The following is a 20,140-nucleotide window of genomic DNA, read 5'->3' as shown; positions in this document are numbered from 1 at the left end:
CCACATGATCAATTTTGTGATGCTCTGTCTATCTCAGAATGTCGGATTTGCGCGTTTCCTCCAAGGCAGGGGTTTGCTATTTCAATGGAACCAAACCTTGGGGGGTTCTGAGCAGTGAAGGGCGACAAGCCGGGCGTCACGCCGATGATGGCGCAATATCTGGAGATCAAAGCGCAATATCCCGATGCGTTGCTGTTCTATCGGATGGGCGATTTTTACGAGATGTTCTTTGACGACGCTGTGGCGGCGGCGGAGGCTCTGGACATTGCCTTGACCAAACGCGGCAAGCATGACGGAGCCGACATCCCAATGTGCGGGGTGCCGCACCATGCAGCCGAAGGGTATTTTCTGACGCTTATCCGCAAAGGATTTCGGGTGGCTGTTTGTGAGCAGCTGGAGAGCCCGGCAGAAGCAAAGAAGCGCGGATACAAGGCCGTGGTCAAGCGCGACGTTGTTCGTTTGGTGACTCCCGGAACTCTGACGGAAGATAGCTTGCTTGATGCGCGGCGACACAACTTCCTGGCTGCGTTTTCCATAGTGCGTGATGAAGCGGCTTTGGCCTGGGCCGATATTTCCACCGGCGCGCTTCACGTGACGCCAATGGCACCAGTCCGTCTGGGACCGGAACTTGCAAGATTGGCGCCAAGTGAGTTGCTGGTCGCCGAGGGCGCAGAAGGAAATGTGAACTCCGTTGCCGACGATATGGGTGTCTCTATAACGTCCGTTTCACGCGGCAGTTTCGACTCTGTTTCAGCGGAAAAACGTGTTTCTGCTTTATTCAAGGCATCCTCTTTGGAGGCTTTCGGCACTTTTGGTCGCGCCGAAACCGGTGCTCTTGGGGCCATCGTTGACTATCTGGAAATCACACAGAAGGGCAAACTCCCGCTGCTTCAGCCACCAGTGCGCGAAGCCACGCAGGGGGTAATGCAGATTGATGCAGCGACACGCCGCAATCTGGAACTGACGGCAAGCCTGTCAGGTGGGCGGGCGGGATCTTTGCTGGCGACGATCGACCGAACCGTTACTGCGAGTGGCGCGCGTTTGCTTGAACGGCGGCTGTCCTCTCCGTCGCTATCGATTCCCGACATACGGCGGAGGCTGGACTCTGTTTCCTACATGGCAGACAACAGGAGTGTCGCTGCGGACCTGCGCGACAGTCTCAGAAAAGTGCCGGATCTGGATCGCGCGCTTTCGCGATTATCACTGGATCGGGGTGGACCAAGAGACCTTGCCGCTGTTCGTAACGGCCTTGGGCAGGCTGGCGAGCTTGCCGAGCGCGATTTTGGAGAGCTTCCGGCGGATCTCGCTGAAGCGAGGATGTCGCTTGAGGGTCATGACCAGTTACTCGACCTCTTGGAAGATGCCTTGATTGCGGAACCGCCTCTTTTGGCGCGGGATGGCGGGTTCATCGCGCCAGGATTTGATGCGGAACTCGACGAAAGCCGGGAGTTGCGAGACGAGGGTCGTGGGGTGATCGCCGGCATGCAGGCGCAATATTCGGATCAGACCGGAATCGCGTCCCTCAAAATCAAACACAACAACGTTCTGGGCTATTTCATCGAAACCACGGCCAAACATGCCGATGCGATGATGTCACCGCCACTTAGCGAAACCTTTATTCATCGTCAGACAACGGCAAACCAGGTACGCTTCACCACCGTTGAGTTGAGCGAAATGGAAGCCAAGATTTTGAACGCGGGAAATCGCGCTCTAGAGATCGAAAAGCGGCTCTATGACACCTTAAAAGGGGCCATTCTTGAATGTTCGGCGCGGATATCCACAGCGTCAAAAGCACTTGCGGAATTCGATTTGGCGAGCGCCATGGCGGAACTGGCGGTCAACGAGAACTGGATACGGCCAGATGTCGACGACAGCCGGGATTTTGCAATCGAAGGCGGGCGGCATCCCGTCGTCGAAGCCGCATTGCGCAAAGTCGGCGATCCGTTCGTAGCCAATAATTGCGATCTTTCCGGAGGGGATGCCGCGAGCATCTGGTTGCTGACTGGTCCAAACATGGCTGGTAAATCGACTTTTCTTCGTCAAAACGCCTTGATCGCATTGCTTGCGCAGATGGGGAGCTTTGTGCCTGCCGACAGGGCTAAAATCGGTTTGGTTAGCCAGTTATTCAGCCGCGTGGGAGCAAGCGACGATCTCGCACGTGGTCGCTCCACGTTTATGGTTGAGATGGTGGAAACAGCCGCAATTCTCAATCAGGCTGACGATCGGGCTCTGGTCATTCTCGACGAAATAGGCCGTGGGACGGCGACTTATGATGGCTTGTCGATTGCTTGGGCCACGTTGGAACATCTGCATGATGTGAATAAATCCCGCGCGCTGTTTGCAACGCATTACCACGAAATGACCCAGCTCGCTGGCAAGATGTCTGGCGTGGATAACGCAACGGTTGCGGTTCGAGAATGGGAAGGCGAAGTGATCTTTCTTCATGAGGTCACGCAAGGTGCGGCTGATCGCTCCTACGGTGTGCAGGTTGCACAGCTGGCTGGCTTGCCTTCCGCCGTTGTTGAGCGTGCTCGCGTTGTTCTGGACGCTTTGGAAAAGGGAGAGCGTGAAGGTAAAGCTCAAAAGGCCTTGATCGATGATCTACCTTTGTTTGCAGCCACGCCCGCTCCAGTGGCCGCCGCACCTTCGGGTCCGTCACCTCTACAAGAGAAGTTAGAACAAGTGCATCCGGACACCCTGAGCCCCAGAGAAGCGCTGAACCTGATTTATGAGCTCAAAGAACTGGCAGGCGATTGAGGTTACCAGCTTCCGGACGCACCGCCTCCGGAAGAACTTCCTCCGCCAAACGAAGATCCTCCGGATGAGGACGAGCTTTCAGATCTTTTTGGGATCACACGCTTGACGCTCCAACTGTCGTGACAGTTCTTGCAGTTGTAATCCACGCGCTTGAGTCCGGTAGATGTTGTCGTCGCAGACTCTAGAATGGTGCTGTCGCTTTCGAGCGTTTTGTAACCGCACGACCGACAGGCACCGTAGCGTGTGAACAGACTCTTGTAGCCTTCAACAGTGTGGTGATCGCAGCGCATGCAGCACCAGACGTCGTAGTCCACGCTTTTCAGGCGTTCCTCTGTGATTTGACCCGCTTTGAGGTAGTCATCGTCGAGGTCTTCCTGAATGCGCTCCATCTTGGAGCCGTCGTTCGGGCATCGGCGCGGCCGATTTCGCTGCCATTTTCTAAAAAGGACATATGCTCCGCCCGCCAGTGCGGCCCAAATTGCATAAATCCAGGCCCCGATGCCGTCGACGGTTCGCCGAGCGGCGTTGATCGTTTTTTCCATTCCTGTCGCATCCGCTTCGCCGGGCCAATAACCGGTGAGATTGCGAAATACGTGGTCCACACCCCGATTGATTCCTTCGAAGTAGGCATCTTTCTTGAAATGCGGGGTTATCACCGAGTCGATGATGTTTTTCATCGGAATGTTTTTGTCCGACCCGTACCCCGAACCAACTTCGATCCGCATGACCCGATCGTTGAGAGCAATCAGCATCATGACACCATCATTCCGGGACGCGTCTCCGACGCCCCAATGATTGAAAAGGTCGGTCGCAAAGGGTTCGATCTGACCGTTGTGACCATAGCTGAACATGCTGTCGATGGTGACAACAGTGAACTCAATCCCGTGATCATTGCGGATTTCGACAAGTTTTTCTCGGATAACCTGTTCTTCGTCCTGGCTCAGGACGAAGGCAAAATCATTGACGTAGAGCTCATCATAAGATGGGAGGTCGGCGGCTATGGCCGGGACGGCAACGCTAATCAATGTCACCAGTGTCAGAACGAAATTGCGCAAAAGAAAAAGCTCCCGAGTTTCCGGGAGCTTTTTAGCAAGGATTTCAAAACTTGTTTAGCCCGGGTTAGAGCTCACGCCGACTTGTGCGGGACGCAGAAGGCGATCATGCAGCATAAAGCCTTGCGCAGAAACCTGAATGATATCGCCTGCCTTGGTGTTGGGCACGGGTGCCTCGAACATGGCTTCGTGAACATTCGGGTCGAACTTGTCGCCAACTTCGGGGCTTACAATTTCAATGCCGTGCTTGGAGAACGTTTTCAGAAGCTCGCGCATCGTCAGTTCGATACCTTCTATCAAGGCGGCAGATGCTTCTTTTTGTTCGTCAGTGATGGTTTCAACAGCGCGCTTCATATTGTCGAACACAGGCAACATGTCACGGGCAAGCTTGGAACCACCGTACTGTTCGGCTTCGCGACGCGCCCGGTCGCCACGCTTGCGCGCGTTCTCGGCATCTGCGAGCGCACGCATCCAGCGATCTTTCAATTCGTCGCGCTCTGCGCGAAGCTCGTCCAGTTCAACCGCTTCGTCTTCCAGATCGTCCAGCGACTGGGCAAATTCTTCTGCTTCTGCTTCGGATACGTCGTCCAGAAACTCTTCTTCTTTCGGCTCTGCCATAATGCACCTCTAACCGCGATCGGAGAGCAGTTTTCCGACCAGTTGCGCCGTGTAATCCACAATCGGCACGATACGTCCATAGTTCAGGCGCTTTGGTCCGATGACCCCGACAGCGCCCACGATCTTTCGATCAGCGTTCATATAGGGAGACACCACCAAAGAGGAACCCGAAAGTGAAAAAAGTTTGTTCTCAGAGCCAATAAAAATGCGAACGCCGTCGCCTTCTTCGGCAAGTTGCAGAAAATCGGCAATATCACGCTTGCGCTCGAGGTCATCAAACAGGGTCCGGATGCGTTCAAGATCCCCTTCGTCCTCTCCTGCACCAAGAAGATTCGACCGCCCGCGCACGATCAGACGTTCAGGTTGTTCGTCCCCATCTGCCCAGAGAGCGAGACCGTTTTCGACCATGTCACGGGCAAGAGTATCTATCTCCTGCCGGCGGGTTTTGATCTCTTCCTGTACCGCTGACTGTAGCTCGGAAAGAGTCCGCCCTTCGGCGACAGCGTTCAAGAAATTCGCAGCTTCGCGCAGTGAGCTAGGTGTTTGTCCGGCGGGCGGCGTAAACAGACGGTTTTCAACGTGGCCATCTGCAAAGACGAGAACGACAAGCGCTCTATCCTGCGCCAACGACACAAATTCGATGTGTTTGATCGGCGCCTCATGTTTGGGAGCAAGGACGAGCGACGCACCATGGGTCACACCCGAAAGGGCGGTGGACACCCGATCCAGCAAAGAACCGACATCGCCACCTGTATCTCCCATTGTGGCGTCGATTTTTTCACGATCGCCAGTGTCGAGGTCTCCTACTTCCAGAAGTCCATCCACAAACATTCTCAGACCCATCTGCGTTGGAACCCGACCTGCGGATATGTGGGGGCTGTCGAGAAGACCGAGATACTCGAGATCCTGCATCACATTGCGAATGGTTGCAGCGCTGACGTTTTCCGATAGCGAACGTGTGAGTGTACGGGAGCCGACCGGATCGCCGGTTTCCAGATATCCCTCGACAACGCGGCGGAACACTTCCCGCGAGCGACTGTTCATTTCATCGAAGATTTTGCTGCTGTCTGTCATCGGTGTTTCGCCTTGGTATGCCCATTAAAGGGGACATGGCGCCAAGGTCAATCGGGAGCGTTGACCGTATGGCAAACAGGGTTGCCCCACCCTGCCCGCGCGCGTATGCCTTGGCCAAACAGCAAAAGGATGTCTGCCCATGCGCCCCTCCGGTCGTCAGCTTAATGAAATGCGCGAAGTGTCGATTGAAACCAACGTCACGAAACATGCCGAAGGATCGTGTCTGATCAAAATGGGCGATACGCATGTGCTTTGCACCGCCTCTCTGGAGGCTCGTGTTCCTCCGTTTATCAAAGGGTCAGGACTTGGTTGGGTTACGGCGGAATATGGAATGCTGCCGCGTTCGACATCATCGCGTATGCGTCGTGAGGCGACTGCCGGAAAACAGGGTGGCCGGACGGTTGAAATCCAGCGCCTGATCGGTCGGTCGCTTCGGGCCGGCGTTGACCGGGTTGCGCTGGGTGAACGTCAAATCACTGTGGATTGTGATGTTATTCAGGCGGATGGCGGTACTCGTTGCGCCTCTATCACCGGCGGTTGGGTCGCGTTGCGCCTCGCGGTGAATGCTCTGATGAAAGCGGGCGATGTCGTAAGTGACCCGTTGATTTCGCCGGTCGCAGCGGTGTCCTGCGGTATCTACGCGGGCCAACCAGTACTTGATCTGGACTACCCTGAAGACAGTGAAGCCGGTGTTGATGGCAATTTCATCATGCTCGGCAATGGCCAGATGATTGAAACGCAGATGTCCGCAGAAGGTTCGACCTATTCCCGCGACCAAATGAACCAACTCATTGATTTGGCTGAGAAAGGTGTCTCTGAACTTATTGCCGCACAGGAAGCCGCCGTCGCATGACCCGAAAGTTCACGGACAAAAAGCTGCTGATGGCGACCCACAACAAAGGCAAGCTCGAGGAGATGATACATCTTCTTGAGCCCTTTGGGGTGAGTGTAGTTGGTGCCGCAGAAATGGATCTACCGGAGCCAGAAGAAACCGAAGACACTTTTGTCGGAAACGCACGGATCAAGGCCCATGCGGCAGCGAAAGCAACTGGCCTACCGGCGCTTTCAGATGACAGTGGGATTACCATCGACGCATTAAACGGAGCGCCAGGTGTCTACACAGCGGACTGGGCAGAAACAGAAAACGGTCGCGATTTTGTTCTGGCAATGACACGTGCGCACAATGAGCTTGAGGCGATTGACGCGCCGCATCCGCGATTGGCGCAATTCCGGTCGACTTTGGTGCTTGCCTGGCCTGACGGTCATGACGAAGTTTTTGAAGGGGTCGCACCGGGGCATCTCGTTTGGCCCATGCGCGGCAAAGACGGGTTTGGGTATGATCCGATGTTTGTTCCAGACGGGCACGACATTACCTTTGCCGAAATGGATCGCTGGGAGAAAAACAAGATCAGCCACCGCGGACGAGCGGTAGAAGCCTTTGTGAAGGGTTGTTTTGAGTGACGATTGGCAGAATGGCGGGTTTGGGCTTTATGTCCATTGGCCGTTCTGTCAGGCCAAGTGCCCGTATTGCGATTTCAACAGCCATGTGAGCCGCGAAATTGATCAATCGCGCTGGCTTAGAGCCTATTTGAGCGAGCTGGACCGGATTGCCGCAGAGACTGCTGGCCGCGTCTTAAACACGGTATTTTTTGGCGGTGGCACACCAAGTTTGATGGACCCCGAAATGGTTGCGGCCATTCTTGAAAGGGTGCGGCAACTATGGCCAACATCCAATGATATGGAGATCACCTTAGAGGCGAATCCAGGATCGGTGGAAGCTGGCAAGTTTGTCGCCTTTCGAGATGGTGGCGTGAACCGGATTTCGATGGGCATTCAGGCATTGAATGATCGCGATTTGCAGCGTTTGGGACGCATTCACACGGTTAGTGAAGCAAAAGAAGCCTTTGATATTGCGAGAAATGCTTTTGATCGGGTCAGCTTTGACCTGATTTATGCCCGACAGGATCAGACGCTTGAAGATTGGAAATCCGAACTTCGGGAAGCGCTGTCTATGGCGATTGACCACTTGTCACTATATCAACTCACAATTGAACAAGGCACCGCCTTTGGGGACAGGTACGAGCGTGGCAAATTACGTGGTTTGCCCGAGGACGATCTGGCAGCCGACATGTATGAGGTAACGCAGGAAGTCTGCGCTGAAGCAGGCATGTTGCCCTATGAGGTATCAAATTATGCGGCTGAGGGCTCCGAGTCTCGCCACAATAGGATTTATTGGCGCTACGGTGACTATGTCGGGATTGGTCCGGGCGCCCATGCGCGCTTAACCCTGAGCGGTCAGCGACAAGCAATTGAAAGCTGGCGCAATCCGTCCAAATGGCTTGAGGCGTCGGAAGCCGGCACCGGAGAGAGCCTGAGAGAAGCGATTTCACGAGAGGGACAGGCCGCTGAACTTCTTTTGATGGGATTGCGCTTGACCGAAGGTGTGAGCCTGTCACGGTACGAGGCGTTGGCTGGACAACCGCTGGAAGGGCGTCGCATGGAAAGTTTGTTTGATCTTGGCATGATCGCGCGAGAAGGCGACACATTGCGGGTCTTGCCACAAGGGCGCATGGTGCTGAATTCGGTGCTGGCCGAACTGCTGGCAGATTGATGCGCATCCTTTGGCTGATTGGCGGTTTGCTTGCGCTTGCGTTTGGCCTGGTTGGGGTGGTGTTGCCTTTGTTGCCAACCGTACCGTTTCTCCTGCTCGCCGCCTTTTGTTTTGCGCGCTCGTCAGAACGGCTTCACAACTGGCTTTTGGCACACAAGTCATTTGGCCCGATGATCGAAGACTGGCAACGCAGTGGTGCGATCCGTCCAAGTGCAAAAAGGGCAGCAACACTGTCTATTGCCGTTGTTTTTGGAGTTTCGCTGGTTTTAGGTGTCAAAACTACCGTTTTGGCCATTCAAGCAGTGGTTTTGAGCGCAGTACTTTTTTTCATCTGGACGCGACCTAACGGTTAGCAGTCAGAATTCGACACAATTCGTCCAGCTCATCAAGTGTTTGATAAGAAACGGTAATTTTTCCAGATTCTCCGCCAGTTGTGTGGTCTACACTGACTTTCATGCCTAAATTCGCCGAAAGATCGCCTTCTAGAGCGACTGTGTCGGCGTCCTTACGGGTCTTTGGTCGGGATTTTTTATTTTGCTCGACGAGAGAGCCTGTTTTTTTAGCCAATTGTTCGGTCTGACGAACCGACAAACCACCCTTGATGACCTTCTTCGCCAGATCGCTGGCGTTGTCTGATGTAATCAGTGCCCGGGCATGCCCGGCTGATAGCTCTCCGGATTTGAGGTGTGCAAGCACATCATCCGGTAGATTTAAAAGTCGCATCAAGTTGGCTATGTGACTGCGGCTCTTGCCAAGCGCTTCGGAAAGCTTTTCTTGAGTGTGGCCGAATTTCTCCATCAGCTGACGATACCCCATCGCCTCTTCAACCGGGTTCAGATCAGCTCGTTGAATGTTTTCAATAATAGCAATTTCGAGCACTTCCGTGTCGTCATACTCCCGCACAACGATTGGCAGCTCATGCAGCTGCGCCATCTGAGACGCCCGCCACCGGCGTTCACCTGCGACAATTTCAAATTTGTCAGAGCCTTTCTTACGCACGATCAGGGGCTGAATAACGCCCTTTTCCCGGATTGAGTTTGCCAATTCTTCCAGTTGATCAGGCGTAAAATCTCTTCGCGGCTGATCCGGATTTGGCACAATCTGTTCAATCGGAACGACCATATCGGGTCGCCGAGAAGGTTCCTCGGTCTGCTGGCGGGAGTTATCTTCGGTCACATCTGCCATCAGAGCGCTCAGCCCTCGGCCCAAACCACGCGTCTTTCTCTTTTCAGCCATTTGGTGCTCCCCCAATTACGCCGCTATTTTGTTGTGTTTGGCCAAGAGTTCCTTGGCAAGAAGGCGGTAAGCCTCCGCCCCCTTGGAAGCTGGATCATACTCCGTCACAGGCTGTGCAAAAGAGGGCGCCTCTGAAACGCGCACATTTCGCGGGATTTTTGTTTCGAAAACCAGGTCTCCGAGGTTATCGCGCGCATCTTGCTCAACTTGCTGGGACAGGTTGTTGCGCGCATCAAACATTGTCAAAACCACGCCTTCAATACGCAAGGCCTCGTTGGCCGTTTGTCGCACCTCCCTGACCGTGAACATAAGCTGAGACAAACCCTCGAGAGCGAAGAACTCGCTTTGGAGCGGGATAAGAACAGAGTCGGACGCAATCATAGCGTTCACTGTCAGCAAATTCAGCGACGGCGGGCAATCAATGAGGATGTAGTCAAATTCATACCGGTCCATTGGCGTTTGACGCAGAGCATCGTGCAAAAGAAAGCTGCGCTTTTCGTTGGACATGAGCTCAATGTCAGCGGAGCTGAGATCTACAGTTGCTGGCACGATAGACATTCCAGGAACGTCAGATGTCTGAATGACATCGCCGAGCTCTACTTCCCCCAGAATAAGATCATAGGTGGTGTATTCCCGGTCCTCAATATCCACTCCCAGGCCCGTCGAAGCGTTGCCTTGAGGATCCAAATCGACCAGTAAAACTTTACAGCCTTCTTCCGTGAGTGCGGAAGCGAGGTTTATGGCCGTCGTTGTTTTGCCAACACCGCCTTTTTGATTTGCGACCGCGATGATTTTGGGGCCTTTGGGCCGCGACGGATCAGACACGATTGAGTTCTCCGACCTTCAAAATTACTGCCTGGGGTTCCGTGATACTTTGAATGGCATCCACTTGAAAAGACCACGATTCCTTTGCATCGGCGATTTCTTTTTCCCAAGTGGCACCTTTGGGAAACAGCGCCAGTCCTCCGGTGGAAAGGTGGCGTTCGGCAAAGCCAAAAAGCATATTCAGATCGGCCAGTGCGCGAGCGCTCAGAACAGATGCTTTCTGCGGCTCAGTTTGCTCAATTCTTTGGCTGATTACAGTGGCTGGAACTCCAGTTTCACGCAACACGGACCGCAGAAAGGCGCATTTTCTCTGATCTGACTCGATCAGCGTCACTTTTTGGGGCGCCTCGGGCTCGGCGCACATGAGCGCAATAACAAGACCTGGAAAACCACCGCCACTTCCAATGTCCACCCAGTGTGATGTTGTGGGTGGAGCAATTTTCAGTACTTGGGCCGAATCCAAAATGTGGCGGGTCCAAAGATCCGCAATTGTGGATTTGGACACCAGGTTGATGCGCGGATTCCACTTAATCAGCATGTCGGCAAGCTGTTTGAGTCGTTCAGATGTTTCACGTGAAACATTGAGGTCAGCCAGAATTCGGTCGGGAATTGCCATCAAGCCGACTTTTCCCGTTTGGCCTGACGCAATTTAGCCAACAAGAGCGTCAAGGCAGCGGGCGTCATTCCGTCGAGTCGACCTGCCTGCCCAAGGTTTGCAGGACGGGCGTTGTTCAATTTGCTTTTGAGTTCGTTGGATAGCCCCTCGATTCCATCAAAATCGAAGTCCGATGGGATCAATTGGCTTTCGTCACGCTTCATCGCCTCAACATCTCGCTTCTGGCGCTCGATATAGTTGGCATAAAGTGCGTCTTTTTCCAGTTGCCCGCGAGTCTCCAGGTCAACGTCCTCGAAGGCAGGGTCGATTGGCAAGAGATCGTCAAAACCAACTTCGGGAAAGGCGAGGACCTGAAAGGCCGTTCGGCGATTACCATCCTGGTTGACCGCAATGCCCGCCGCATTGATTTCTCGTGGAGTAAGCGCCTCCTTTTCGAGGAGCGCGCGCCCAGAAACCAACTTCTCCAACTTCGCTCCAAAAATCCGACGTCGGTCTTCACCGATCAAACCCAGGGTTTCACCGATTGGTGTCAGTCTTTGGTCAGCGTTGTCAGCACGTAGAGACAAGCGAAATTCAGCCCGACTGGTGAACATACGGTAGGGCTCCGTCACGCCCCGGGTAATCAGGTCGTCAACCATCACCCCGATATAGCTGTCAGATCGGCTAAAGTAATGAGGATCCCTGCCCTGCGCGGACAAAGCCGCATTTAGCCCAGCGACCAAACCTTGAGCAGCGGCTTCCTCATATCCAGTGGTGCCGTTGATCTGGCCTGCAAGATAAAGACCTTCTACACCTTTGACGCCTAGTGCGGCATCCAATGCACGCGGGTCAACATAGTCATATTCGATGGCGTAACCAGGTTGGAGAATTTCAACATCCTCCAAAGCATAGATTGAGCGTACATAGTCTTCCTGAACATCCACAGGCAATGACGTGGAGATACCGTTCGGATACACTGTGTCGTCATCCAAACCTTCAGGCTCCAAAAAGATCTGATGGGAATCCTTATCTGCAAAGCGCACGATTTTGTCTTCTATAGATGGGCAATAGCGCGGACCAACACCCTCGATGTGGCCACCATACATTGCCGATCGATCAAGATTATTCCGGATGATGTCGTGTGTTTTTGAATTTGTGTGAGTGATACCACATGCAATCTGACGGGCCGTCGGCGCCTTATTCAAAAAAGAGAACATGACTGGCAGATCATCGCCGGGTTGGCTGTCGAGCAGGTCCCACTTAATGGTTTTTCCATTCAATCGTGGCGGTGTTCCGGTTTTCAATCGACCCAGTGGCAGACCGAAACTATCGATGCGTTCCGCCAACTTAATCGATGCGTTGTCGCCCATCCGACCGCCTGAATGAGAGACATCGCCGATATGGATCACACCACGGAGAAAAGTGCCGGTTGTAAGCACAACCGCATGAGCCTGAATTTCGACGCCATCAGCGAGAACAACTCCCCGAACGGCTTGTCCTTCCATTCTGAAATCGGTGACCTCTCCCTCGACAATCGTCAAGTTAGGTGTCGATTCAATTTCGGACAGCATTTCTGTGCGATAGATCCTTCGGTCAGACTGTGCGCGAGGCCCTTGAACCGCAGGCCCTTTTCTTCGGTTCAGAAGACGAAACTGTATACCCGCTTTGTCCGCGATCCGCCCCATGACACCATCAAGTGCATCTACTTCACGCACGAGATGGCCTTTACCAAGCCCGCCAATAGCAGGGTTGCAAGACATCACGCCGATACCAGATTTTTTCAGCGTCACAAGCGCTGTCTGTGCGCCCATGCGAGCTGAAGCTGTAGCCGCATCAGCGCCGGCATGACCACCACCAACAACAATGACGTCAAAATGTTTCACGTGAAACACTCCCCTCTCCGATCGCTATTTGCCAATGCAAAAGCTCGAGAAAATCTCATCCAACAGGTTTTCTACATCGACGTGCCCGACAATAGAATCAAGAGCACGAATCGCGGTGCGTAACTCTTCTGCACCAATATCATAATGATCAGGACCCAAGGCGAGAACGGCCCGCGCGGCATCCAGAGATTCAGAAGCCCTCTTCATAGCAATCCGATGCCGTTCACGCGTCGCAACGCCGGACCTACCAGCCTGCTCCGAAAGCTTTTCGGTGATCTCACCAACAAGTTCGCCAATACCAAAACCAGTCTTTCCGGAGATAGCGTCTCGCTGATTCTCCAATGTATCGGCTTTGGCGAGCCGAATGACATCATTTGGCATGGGAACAAAGTCTAGTTCCTGCTCATCGGACTTCAAAAATACCCGCAAGTCTGCGGCTTCCGCTCTTTCGCGGGCGCGCTGAATTCCGATGCCCTCAACGTGATCGTCCGTTTCGCGAAGGCCGGCCGTGTCAAGCAACGTCACAGGCAGGCCATTCAGCTCCATACGAACTTCAATCACGTCTCGTGTGGTGCCAGCATACTCAGAAGTTATTGCTGCTTCACGTCCAGCGAGGGCGTTCAAAAGAGTGGACTTTCCGACATTCGGCGCCCCTAGAATTGCAACTTCAAAGCCTGTTCGAATGCGCTCTGCTGTTTCGACTCCGGCGATTTCCCGATCCAGTTCCGTACGGACACCTGCCAGCAGCGCTTCGACCTCAGGCGTCACGTCAACGGGAACGTCCTCATCAGCAAAGTCAATTGTTGCTTCGATCAGGGCTGCGGCACGGATCAGGTCAGTGCGCCATTTGCCCGCGAGGTCACCAAGATCACCTGACAAAACGCGCAGGGCCTGGCGTCGTTGGGCTTCGGTTTCTGCGTCTATAAGATCAGCAAGACCTTCAACTTGCGCCAGGTCCAGACAACCATTCTCCAATGCCCGTCGTGTAAACTCACCTGCTTCGGCCAAACGAAGGCCTTCCATTTCGGAAAGCTCACGTAGGACCGCGTTCACAACCGCTGTAGACCCATGCAAATGCAGTTCGAGAACATCTTCACCCGTGAAGCTTGCCTTCTCCTCGAAATAGAGAACCAAAGCCTGATCAAGACGTCGGCCTTGGCCGTCCTTCAGTGTCTTCAAGGATGCGAAGCGTGGCCCGGGAAGCTCTCCCAAAAGCGCCCTGCCCGCGGAAGTCGCGCGGGTTCCGGACACTCGAACGACAGCGACCCCCGCTTTACCGGGGGCCGTTGCTAAGGCGAAAATTGTATCCGGCACATAGGCCATCACAGATCCCTTAGGTGTTCATCGAGTCAAAGAACTCGGAGTTGGTCTTGGTCTGCTTGAGTTTGCCAAGCAGGAACTCGACGGCATCGGTTGTACCCATGGGGTTGAGGATGCGGCGTAGAACAAAGGTTTTCGCCAGATCACCCTTGTCGACCAGAAGATCCTCTTTCCGGGTGCCGGACTTGAGAATGTCAATCGCCGGGAAGACACGTTTGTCTGCCACTTTGCGATCGAGAACGATTTCGGAGTTACCAGTACCTTTGAATTCTTCGAAGATAACTTCGTCCATACGCGAACCGGTATCGATCAGAGCCGTCGAGATGATGGTAAGGGAACCACCTTCTTCGATGTTACGAGCGGCACCAAAGAAGCGTTTGGGTCGTTGCAATGCATTTGCATCCACACCACCGGTCAGAACTTTACCCGATGACGGCACGACAGTGTTGAACGCCCTACCAAGTCTTGTGATTGAGTCGAGTAGAATAACAACATCTCGTTTATGCTCAACAAGACGCTTGGCTTTTTCAATGACCATTTCGGACACCGCAACGTGGCGGGTTGCAGGTTCGTCAAAGGTCGAGGAAATAACTTCGCCTTTTACCGATCTCTGCATGTCGGTGACCTCTTCAGGACGTTCATCGATGAGCAGTACGATCAAATAGCATTCTGGATGGTTGGCTTCGATTGAGTGCGCAATGTTTTGCAGGATCACTGTTTTACCAGTCCGCGGCGGCGCAACGATCAGGGAACGCTGACCTTTACCGATTGGTGCAACGAGATCGATCACACGGGCGGACTTGTCCTTGATGGTCGGATCTTCGATCTCCATCTTTAGACGTTCATCCGGGTAGAGAGGTGTCAGGTTGTCAAAAGCGATTTTGTGCTTGGCCTTCTCAGGGGCCTCAAAGTTGATCTGAGACACGCCTGTCAGCGCGAAATAGCGCTCGTTGTCGCCAGGGGCCGTCATAACACCGTCAACGGTGTCTCCAGTGCGCAGGGAGTGCTGACGGATCATTTCCGGGCTCACATAGATGTCGTCAGGACCCGGAAGATAGTTTGCTTCCGGTGAGCGCAGGAAACCGAAGCCGTCCTGAAGTACCTCGAGCACACCTTCTCCAGAGATTTCCCAGCCATCATCCGCGCGTTCGCGCAGGATCTGGAACATCATCTCGCCTTTGCGCATCGTGGATGCGTTTTCGATTTCGAGCTCCTCGGCCATCGCCAGAAGGTCTTTGGGGCTTTTTGCCTTCAGGTCGCCAAGAGCGAGCTTTTCCTGTGTCATGAAAATATCCTGTCGCCGCCCCTGGGGGAGCGGTTCGTCATTTTTGTATGTGGAAGACACGTGACCCGGACGGGCCAGTTGGGGAGATAATTAAGCGCTGACTCGAGGCGAGTCAATTCTCGTTAGAATTTCACCACAACAGACAACACGATCACAACCATCAGGATGGTCGGCACTTCGTTCATCATCCGATACTGACGGCCGGTCAGAGTATTCTCATCTCGTTCGAATTTCTTTCGCATCTGCATGAGCCAGTGATCGAAGCCCGTCATAGCGATAACACAGATCGCCTTGGTGTATGGCCAAATAGCGGTCCAATCCACGATTCCGGGAGTAAACACGAGAGTGAGACCGGCCATCCATGTGACAACACTGGCCGGCGCCATGATATATCGCTGGAGTTTGTGCTCCATGATCTTCAGCGTTTCGTCGAGATTGTCGCCCTTCTCTGCTCGCTCGGCGTGATACACAAACAAACGGGGGAGATAGAAGATCCCTGCCATCCAAGAGATGACCGCCATGATATGAAGGGAGAGCACGTACGGGTAAATATCGACAAGAAAGTATCCCATGGTCTTGGTCTCCGTGATCCTCTCGGTCCTCTCTAAATAAATAAAGAAATATAGAAAAGGATGATGATTTTGTTGGGGGCTTCATTTCTGTGGATTAAAGGTTTTCCCCAAGACTTATCCACACATGAGTATGTTCAGATGAGTTTTGAACACATTTTGATTTCGAGAAATTTAAAATCATAAAAACAAGGGCTTGGCCGATTTACAAATTTGATTTCGCTGGGGATAAATCTGCGGATGAACTTGGATAATTCAGTTGATCCCCGCGTCAGGAGTTTTCCCCATCCACTGTGCGGGAATCTCTGAATGGAGTTCTGGGGTTCCCGGGAAATCCACCGCTTGCAAAATCCCGCACATCTTTCCAGAAAGAATTCTCCTTCCTCACGGCGATCTGTCCACGGAGTTGTCCACATGCCAGCAAAACTCGTCCTAGCTTCCGGATCGGAAATTCGTGCCACGCTCCTGCGGAATTCAGGTGTGGACTTTGACATAAATCCGGGGCGCGTTGATGAAGAGATGATCAGACGCGGGCTGGAGGCAGAAGGCGCATCGCCTCGCGATATAGCGGATGCGCTGGCGGAATCCAAAGCTCGTAAGGTCAGCGCCAAGTCTCCAGGCGCGTTGGTTCTGGGGTGTGATCAGGTGTTGGATTTTCAGGGCAGGGTTTTTTCCAAACCTGATAGCCCTGAAGCAGCGAAAGCACAGCTTGAGCAATTACGTGGCCAACGCCACATGTTGCACTCGGCTGCTGTACTATATGAAAACGGCGAACCGGTTTGGCGATTTGTCGGGGTTGTGCGGCTATTCATGCGTGATTTCAGCGACAGCTATCTGAAAGGCTACCTTGCGCGAAACTGGGAAAGCATCCGGCACTCTGTTGGTGGCTATAAACTCGAGGAAGAAGGCGTTCGCTTGTTCGAAAAAATCGACGGCGACTATTTTACAGTTCTCGGCATGCCGCTTGTTGAAATACTGTCGTATCTGACGACACGGGGAGATTTAGAGAAATGACCTTGGCATCAATCCCGCTCGCCGGGGTGATTGGCGACCCGATAGCGCATTCGAAATCACCCGTTTTGCACGGTCATTGGCTACGCTCTCTCGGGCTTCCCGGACACTATGTCCCTTTAGAGGTAAAAGCCGATGATTTGGGTGATGTGCTAAAGGCCATGCCAAAAATGGGGTTCGTCGGCTGCAATGTGACGATCCCGCACAAAGAGCGGGTTATGCAGTTTGTCGACCAGATTACAGATCGCGCCACGCTCATAGGCGCCGTGAACACGCTGATTTTCCGAGAAGACGGTAGTATCCTTGGCGACAATACAGATGGCTATGGTTTCATAGAAAACTTGAAGCAGAACGCCAAGGAATGGGATCCCAAAGGTGGACCGGCTGTTGTTCTTGGTGCTGGTGGTGCCGCACGCGCGGTTGTCGCTTCGCTGTTAGATGCTGGTGCGCCCGAGATTTTGCTGACAAACCGAACGCGGGTGAGAAGTGACAACCTTCGGGATGATTTTGGTGCACGTGTGAAAGTCGTTGAATGGGTTCAGGCAGGCAACATCGTCGAACAAGCCCACACTCTGGTCAACACAACATCTCTTGGCATGACAGGAAAGTCGGAGTTGCGGGTTCCTCTGGATGGATTGCGAGCTGAAACCTTGGTGACCGACCTTGTTTACACGCCCCTGCGCACAGCGCTTTTGGAAACAGCGTCTGCAAAGGGGTGTGTCACCGTTGATGGCGTAGGAATGTTGCTTCACCAGGCGGTTCCGGGATTTGAGCGATGGTTCGGTAAGCGCCCAACTGTTGATCTGGCGACACGTCGTGCGGTTCTGGCATGACCTTTAAGCTTGGTCTCACAGGGTCGATTGGTATGGGAAAATCGACAACGGCGCAGATGTTTGTGGATCTGGGTTGCGCACTTTGGGATGCAGACGCGGCGGTTCACAGACTTTATGCGCATGGAGGTGCGGCCATCGCCTCGATAAGCGAGATTTGCCCGCAAGCAATCGTGGATGGCGCTGTTTCGCGCGATCGATTGCGCCAAGAAATCCAATGGGACCCGGAACTCCTGCAGAAGATCGAAGGCATTGTGCATCCTTTGGTTGCCCAAGATCGCGCAGAGTTTGTCGCCAAAGCAGAAAGCGATATTCTTGTTTTTGATATCCCGATCCTTTTCGAAACGGGCGGAAATGCTGCGATGGATGCAGTTGTATGTGTCTCTATTCCTGCGGAATTGCAGAGAGAGCGGGTTCTGGCACGAGGAACAATGACTGAAGCTCAGTTCGAACAAATCCTGGCCAAACAGATGCCGAACGACGACAAAGTTGCGAAATCTGACTATGTTGTCCTGACGGACACGCTTGACCATGCACGCGCGCAGGTCGAGAAAATCGTGAGCACCATCAGAGAGCAGTTGGCACATGCGTGAAATCGTACTTGATACCGAAACCACAGGATTTGACCCGTTCTCAGGCGACAGGATTGTCGAAATTGGTGCGCTCGAACTGTATAACCACCTGCCGACGGGTGAGACCTTTCATGTCTATATCAATCCTGAAAGAGGCATGCCCGAGGAGGCGTTTGGCGTTCACGGGATCGGACCGGATATTTTGGATGTTCCACGACCGGCCGAGCCCGGTGAAGTGACGCTCTTGGATAAGCCGGTGTTTTCTGCGTTCGGGCAGAAGTTTCTCGATTTCATTGGTGAAGACAGCAGGCTCGTTATTCACAACGCCAAGTTCGACATGAAGTTTCTCAATGCGGAATTGGGTTGGCTGAACCTTCCGCAAATCCCGATGAGCCGCGCGCTGGACACACTTGAAATTGCGCGTAACAAGTTCCCTGGATCACCCGCGTCGCTTGATGCGCTTTGCAGACGGTTCGGGATCGACAACTCCTCGCGTACTCTTCACGGAGCGCTTCTGGACTCTGAAATTCTCGCCGAAGTTTACCTTGAGCTTATTGGTGGACGGCAGCCCGACCTGGTTCTTGCTTCGGATTCTGGCGGCAAGAGTTCGGGGAATTCTGTGCAAGATGACTGGCGCCCTGCCCCACGCGAACAAAAACTGGCGTCCCGCCTTACAGCAGAAGAAGACGCGGCCCATAAGGATTTTGTGGAGAAAATGGGTGAGGACGCTCTTTGGTCCAAGCTGGGATAGGCGCTGCCGAAAAGGGCAGCGCCTGAATTCTTAGTTGACCGGCTGGCCTTGCTCTTCTGAGCGGCGCGCGATTTCCTGACGGTACAGCGCGACAAAGTCGATGTTGTCCAGATTCAGCGGCGGGAAACCACCGTCGCGGGTTACGTCGGAAACGATGCGGCGGACAAACGGGAACAGGATGCGCGGGCACTCGATCAATAGGAACGGGTGCAGTTGATCTTCTGGCACGCCTTCGACGTGGAAGATGCCAGCATAGTCCAGCTCGAGGATGAACATTTCGCTGTTATCTTCTTTGTTCTTAGACGTGATGTTGAGCTTGATCGCGACTTCGAACTGATTGTCAGCGGGGCGCTTTTTGGCGTCCAGATTTACTTGAACCTGAACGTCTGGTTGCGCCTGACCAGAGGCGCCTTTCTGGGCGAGAATGTTCTCGAAAGACATGTCGCGCACGAACTGCGTTAGCACGTTCATTTTGATTTGGGGCGCCTGAGCGGCCTCGGTGCCGTTTTCCGACATTTGAAACTCCATAAAACGTAGGTTTTGAAGGCTGCTTATCAGGTCAGCCGCGCTGCCTCAATGCTTTGTCCAGCCGGATGATTGATGGGTCGGGCGCTGGGCGGGATCGACCTCTGAAAACTCACCGTCGATGATGTCATCAGAAGCCCTTGGATGTGGATTGTAAGTGTTGTGACTGGTGCCCATCGAGAAACTTTGCACCGTCACACGTCGGCGCACGTAATGAAACACAGCAGAGCGAACAAAGGGGACAAGCAAGGAAAAGCCGATGGCATCAGTAAAAAATCCGGGCGTCAGCAACAATACGCCTGAGATCAAGATCATCGCTCCGTGTGCCAGTGGTTCGGTCGGATCGTCCAACTCGGCGAAGGACCGCTGTAGATTGCCAACGGCGGCCAAACCCTGGCTTCGCACCAGCCAAGTACCCAAAAAGGCTGTGATAACAACGGTTGCAAGGGTCGGCCAAAGGCCAATCGCTTCACCGACACTAATAAAAAGGGCGATTTCAATCAAAGGAACCGCCACAAAGGCAAACAAAAGCCACATGTCTGCTTTACTCCAAACGTTAGGTGGCCAAGGTGGACTTGACCCGTCGCGTGACTTACATAAGTCGCAACCAGCAATGTTTAAATGCC

At 53.6% G+C, this 20,140-nt stretch carries 21 protein-coding genes; 9 read left to right on the top strand and 12 right to left on the bottom strand.

The window, feature by feature from the left end:
* Nucleotides 1–144 precede the first annotated feature (144 nt).
* Nucleotides 145–2,757, top strand: coding sequence for a DNA mismatch repair protein MutS (mutS, locus tag BXY66_RS17295; RefSeq protein WP_132861846.1), 2,613 nt, complete (start codon nucleotides 145–147; stop codon nucleotides 2,755–2,757).
* Between the two features lie 2 nt (nucleotides 2,758–2,759).
* On the opposite strand, the gene BXY66_RS17290 is transcribed toward mutS, so the two are convergent.
* The 3 genes from BXY66_RS17290 to hrcA are packed head-to-tail and all read right to left on the bottom strand — an operon-like array spanning nucleotide 2,760 to nucleotide 5,501.
* Nucleotides 2,760–3,812, bottom strand: a complete 1,053-nt coding sequence (locus BXY66_RS17290) for a TPM domain-containing protein (protein ID WP_165929230.1) — start codon at nucleotides 3,810–3,812, stop codon at nucleotides 2,760–2,762.
* 54 nt (nucleotides 3,813–3,866) lie between these two features.
* On the bottom strand, nucleotides 3,867–4,427 hold the full coding sequence (locus tag BXY66_RS17285) for a nucleotide exchange factor GrpE (RefSeq protein WP_132861658.1): 561 nt from the start codon (nucleotides 4,425–4,427) through the stop codon (nucleotides 3,867–3,869).
* Nucleotides 4,428–4,436: 9 nt separating this feature from the next.
* Complete coding sequence (gene hrcA / locus BXY66_RS17280; RefSeq protein ID WP_132861657.1) at nucleotides 4,437–5,501, bottom strand: heat-inducible transcriptional repressor HrcA; 1,065 nt, start codon at nucleotides 5,499–5,501, stop codon at nucleotides 4,437–4,439.
* A gap of 139 nt (nucleotides 5,502–5,640) precedes the next feature.
* Between hrcA and rph the strand changes: the two genes are divergently transcribed.
* Genes rph through BXY66_RS17260 form a run of 4 tightly spaced genes read left to right on the top strand, consistent with a single transcriptional unit; the run spans nucleotide 5,641 to nucleotide 8,465 of the window.
* A complete protein-coding gene (gene rph, locus BXY66_RS17275) occupies nucleotides 5,641–6,354 on the top strand; it encodes a ribonuclease PH (protein ID WP_132861656.1) in 714 nt (237 codons plus the stop codon).
* Nucleotides 6,351–6,962 carry an RdgB/HAM1 family non-canonical purine NTP pyrophosphatase gene (rdgB, locus tag BXY66_RS17270; RefSeq protein ID WP_132861655.1) on the top strand — a complete coding sequence of 204 codons (612 nt, stop codon included), beginning with the start codon at nucleotides 6,351–6,353 and terminating at the stop codon, nucleotides 6,960–6,962. The genes rph and rdgB overlap by 4 nt, the downstream gene beginning before the upstream one ends.
* Nucleotides 6,955–8,112, top strand: a complete 1,158-nt coding sequence (gene hemW / locus BXY66_RS17265) for a radical SAM family heme chaperone HemW (protein ID WP_132861654.1) — start codon at nucleotides 6,955–6,957, stop codon at nucleotides 8,110–8,112. The genes rdgB and hemW overlap by 8 nt, the downstream gene beginning before the upstream one ends.
* The gene (locus BXY66_RS17260; protein ID WP_132861653.1) at nucleotides 8,112–8,465 is read left to right on the top strand and encodes a YbaN family protein; all 354 of its coding nucleotides are present in this window, start codon (nucleotides 8,112–8,114) and stop codon (nucleotides 8,463–8,465) included. The genes hemW and BXY66_RS17260 overlap by 1 nt, the downstream gene beginning before the upstream one ends.
* Here the strand turns inward: BXY66_RS17260 and BXY66_RS17255 are convergent.
* The 7 genes from BXY66_RS17255 to BXY66_RS17225 all read right to left on the bottom strand — a co-directional run bounded on the left by BXY66_RS17255 (nucleotide 8,455) and on the right by BXY66_RS17225 (nucleotide 15,828).
* The gene (locus tag BXY66_RS17255; RefSeq protein WP_132861652.1) at nucleotides 8,455–9,348 is read right to left on the bottom strand and encodes a ParB/RepB/Spo0J family partition protein; all 894 of its coding nucleotides are present in this window, start codon (nucleotides 9,346–9,348) and stop codon (nucleotides 8,455–8,457) included. The genes BXY66_RS17260 and BXY66_RS17255 overlap by 11 nt on opposite strands.
* A gap of 15 nt (nucleotides 9,349–9,363) precedes the next feature.
* Nucleotides 9,364–10,173, bottom strand: coding sequence for a ParA family protein (locus BXY66_RS17250; RefSeq protein WP_132861651.1), 810 nt, complete (start codon nucleotides 10,171–10,173; stop codon nucleotides 9,364–9,366).
* Nucleotides 10,166–10,789: a 16S rRNA (guanine(527)-N(7))-methyltransferase RsmG gene (rsmG, locus tag BXY66_RS17245; RefSeq protein WP_207911347.1), complete on the bottom strand. Its 624-nt coding sequence runs from the start codon at nucleotides 10,787–10,789 to the stop codon at nucleotides 10,166–10,168. The genes BXY66_RS17250 and rsmG overlap by 8 nt, the downstream gene beginning before the upstream one ends.
* Entirely contained in the window at nucleotides 10,789–12,651 is a 1,863-nt protein-coding gene (gene mnmG, locus BXY66_RS17240; RefSeq protein WP_132861650.1) for a tRNA uridine-5-carboxymethylaminomethyl(34) synthesis enzyme MnmG, read from the bottom strand. Before mnmG ends, rsmG begins: the two co-directional genes overlap by 1 nt.
* A gap of 24 nt (nucleotides 12,652–12,675) precedes the next feature.
* Entirely contained in the window at nucleotides 12,676–13,974 is a 1,299-nt protein-coding gene (gene mnmE, locus BXY66_RS17235; RefSeq protein WP_132861649.1) for a tRNA uridine-5-carboxymethylaminomethyl(34) synthesis GTPase MnmE, read from the bottom strand.
* A 10-nt stretch (nucleotides 13,975–13,984) separates the two neighbouring features.
* Nucleotides 13,985–15,256 (bottom strand): transcription termination factor Rho, encoded by a 1,272-nt coding sequence (gene rho, locus BXY66_RS17230; protein ID WP_132861648.1) that lies wholly within the window; start codon nucleotides 15,254–15,256, stop codon nucleotides 13,985–13,987.
* A gap of 122 nt (nucleotides 15,257–15,378) precedes the next feature.
* The gene (locus tag BXY66_RS17225) at nucleotides 15,379–15,828 is read right to left on the bottom strand and encodes a CopD family protein (protein WP_132861647.1); all 450 of its coding nucleotides are present in this window, start codon (nucleotides 15,826–15,828) and stop codon (nucleotides 15,379–15,381) included.
* 411 nt (nucleotides 15,829–16,239) lie between these two features.
* Between BXY66_RS17225 and BXY66_RS17220 the strand changes: the two genes are divergently transcribed.
* From BXY66_RS17220 to dnaQ, 4 genes are read left to right on the top strand one after another with little or no spacing between them, the layout of a single operon-like run.
* Nucleotides 16,240–16,839 (top strand): Maf family protein, encoded by a 600-nt coding sequence (locus tag BXY66_RS17220; RefSeq protein WP_132861646.1) that lies wholly within the window; start codon nucleotides 16,240–16,242, stop codon nucleotides 16,837–16,839.
* A complete protein-coding gene (locus BXY66_RS17215) occupies nucleotides 16,836–17,669 on the top strand; it encodes a shikimate dehydrogenase (protein WP_132861645.1) in 834 nt (277 codons plus the stop codon). Before BXY66_RS17220 ends, BXY66_RS17215 begins: the two co-directional genes overlap by 4 nt.
* Nucleotides 17,666–18,259 (top strand): dephospho-CoA kinase, encoded by a 594-nt coding sequence (gene coaE / locus BXY66_RS17210; RefSeq protein WP_132861644.1) that lies wholly within the window; start codon nucleotides 17,666–17,668, stop codon nucleotides 18,257–18,259. The genes BXY66_RS17215 and coaE overlap by 4 nt, the downstream gene beginning before the upstream one ends.
* Nucleotides 18,252–18,989: a DNA polymerase III subunit epsilon gene (gene dnaQ / locus BXY66_RS17205; protein WP_132861643.1), complete on the top strand. Its 738-nt coding sequence runs from the start codon at nucleotides 18,252–18,254 to the stop codon at nucleotides 18,987–18,989. Before coaE ends, dnaQ begins: the two co-directional genes overlap by 8 nt.
* A gap of 30 nt (nucleotides 18,990–19,019) precedes the next feature.
* Here dnaQ and secB read toward each other — a convergent pair whose 3' ends face one another.
* Both secB and BXY66_RS17195 read right to left on the bottom strand, forming a co-directional pair.
* Nucleotides 19,020–19,505, bottom strand: coding sequence for a protein-export chaperone SecB (gene secB, locus BXY66_RS17200; protein ID WP_132861642.1), 486 nt, complete (start codon nucleotides 19,503–19,505; stop codon nucleotides 19,020–19,022).
* 57 nt (nucleotides 19,506–19,562) lie between these two features.
* On the bottom strand, nucleotides 19,563–20,051 hold the full coding sequence (locus BXY66_RS17195) for an FxsA family protein (RefSeq protein WP_132861641.1): 489 nt from the start codon (nucleotides 20,049–20,051) through the stop codon (nucleotides 19,563–19,565).
* Nucleotides 20,052–20,140 lie beyond the last annotated feature (89 nt).

It is taken from the genome of Shimia isoporae (assembly GCF_004346865.1).
Lineage (GTDB): Bacteria > Pseudomonadota > Alphaproteobacteria > Rhodobacterales > Rhodobacteraceae > Shimia > Shimia isoporae.
Note: the sequence above shows the minus strand (reverse complement) of the source record. Positions and strands in the feature narration are given on the sequence as shown.

Coding starts and splice junctions, on each gene's coding strand:
- rsmG (WP_207911347.1), bottom strand. CDS start 10,789: ATGGCAATTCCCGACCGAATTCTGGCTGACCTCAATGTTTCACGTGAA.
- rph (WP_132861656.1), top strand. CDS start 5,641: ATGCGCCCCTCCGGTCGTCAGCTTAATGAAATGCGCGAAGTGTCGATT.
- mnmE (WP_132861649.1), bottom strand. CDS start 13,974: ATGGCCTATGTGCCGGATACAATTTTCGCCTTAGCAACGGCCCCCGGT.
- BXY66_RS17215 (WP_132861645.1), top strand. CDS start 16,836: ATGACCTTGGCATCAATCCCGCTCGCCGGGGTGATTGGCGACCCGATA.
- mutS (WP_132861846.1), top strand. CDS start 145: ATGATGGCGCAATATCTGGAGATCAAAGCGCAATATCCCGATGCGTTG.
- hrcA (WP_132861657.1), bottom strand. CDS start 5,501: ATGACAGACAGCAGCAAAATCTTCGATGAAATGAACAGTCGCTCGCGG.
- dnaQ (WP_132861643.1), top strand. CDS start 18,252: ATGCGTGAAATCGTACTTGATACCGAAACCACAGGATTTGACCCGTTC.
- BXY66_RS17255 (WP_132861652.1), bottom strand. CDS start 9,348: ATGGCTGAAAAGAGAAAGACGCGTGGTTTGGGCCGAGGGCTGAGCGCT.
- rho (WP_132861648.1), bottom strand. CDS start 15,256: ATGACACAGGAAAAGCTCGCTCTTGGCGACCTGAAGGCAAAAAGCCCC.
- coaE (WP_132861644.1), top strand. CDS start 17,666: ATGACCTTTAAGCTTGGTCTCACAGGGTCGATTGGTATGGGAAAATCG.
- BXY66_RS17285 (WP_132861658.1), bottom strand. CDS start 4,427: ATGGCAGAGCCGAAAGAAGAAGAGTTTCTGGACGACGTATCCGAAGCA.
- BXY66_RS17225 (WP_132861647.1), bottom strand. CDS start 15,828: ATGGGATACTTTCTTGTCGATATTTACCCGTACGTGCTCTCCCTTCAT.
- BXY66_RS17220 (WP_132861646.1), top strand. CDS start 16,240: ATGCCAGCAAAACTCGTCCTAGCTTCCGGATCGGAAATTCGTGCCACG.
- BXY66_RS17195 (WP_132861641.1), bottom strand. CDS start 20,051: ATGTGGCTTTTGTTTGCCTTTGTGGCGGTTCCTTTGATTGAAATCGCC.
- BXY66_RS17260 (WP_132861653.1), top strand. CDS start 8,112: ATGCGCATCCTTTGGCTGATTGGCGGTTTGCTTGCGCTTGCGTTTGGC.
- rdgB (WP_132861655.1), top strand. CDS start 6,351: ATGACCCGAAAGTTCACGGACAAAAAGCTGCTGATGGCGACCCACAAC.
- secB (WP_132861642.1), bottom strand. CDS start 19,505: ATGTCGGAAAACGGCACCGAGGCCGCTCAGGCGCCCCAAATCAAAATG.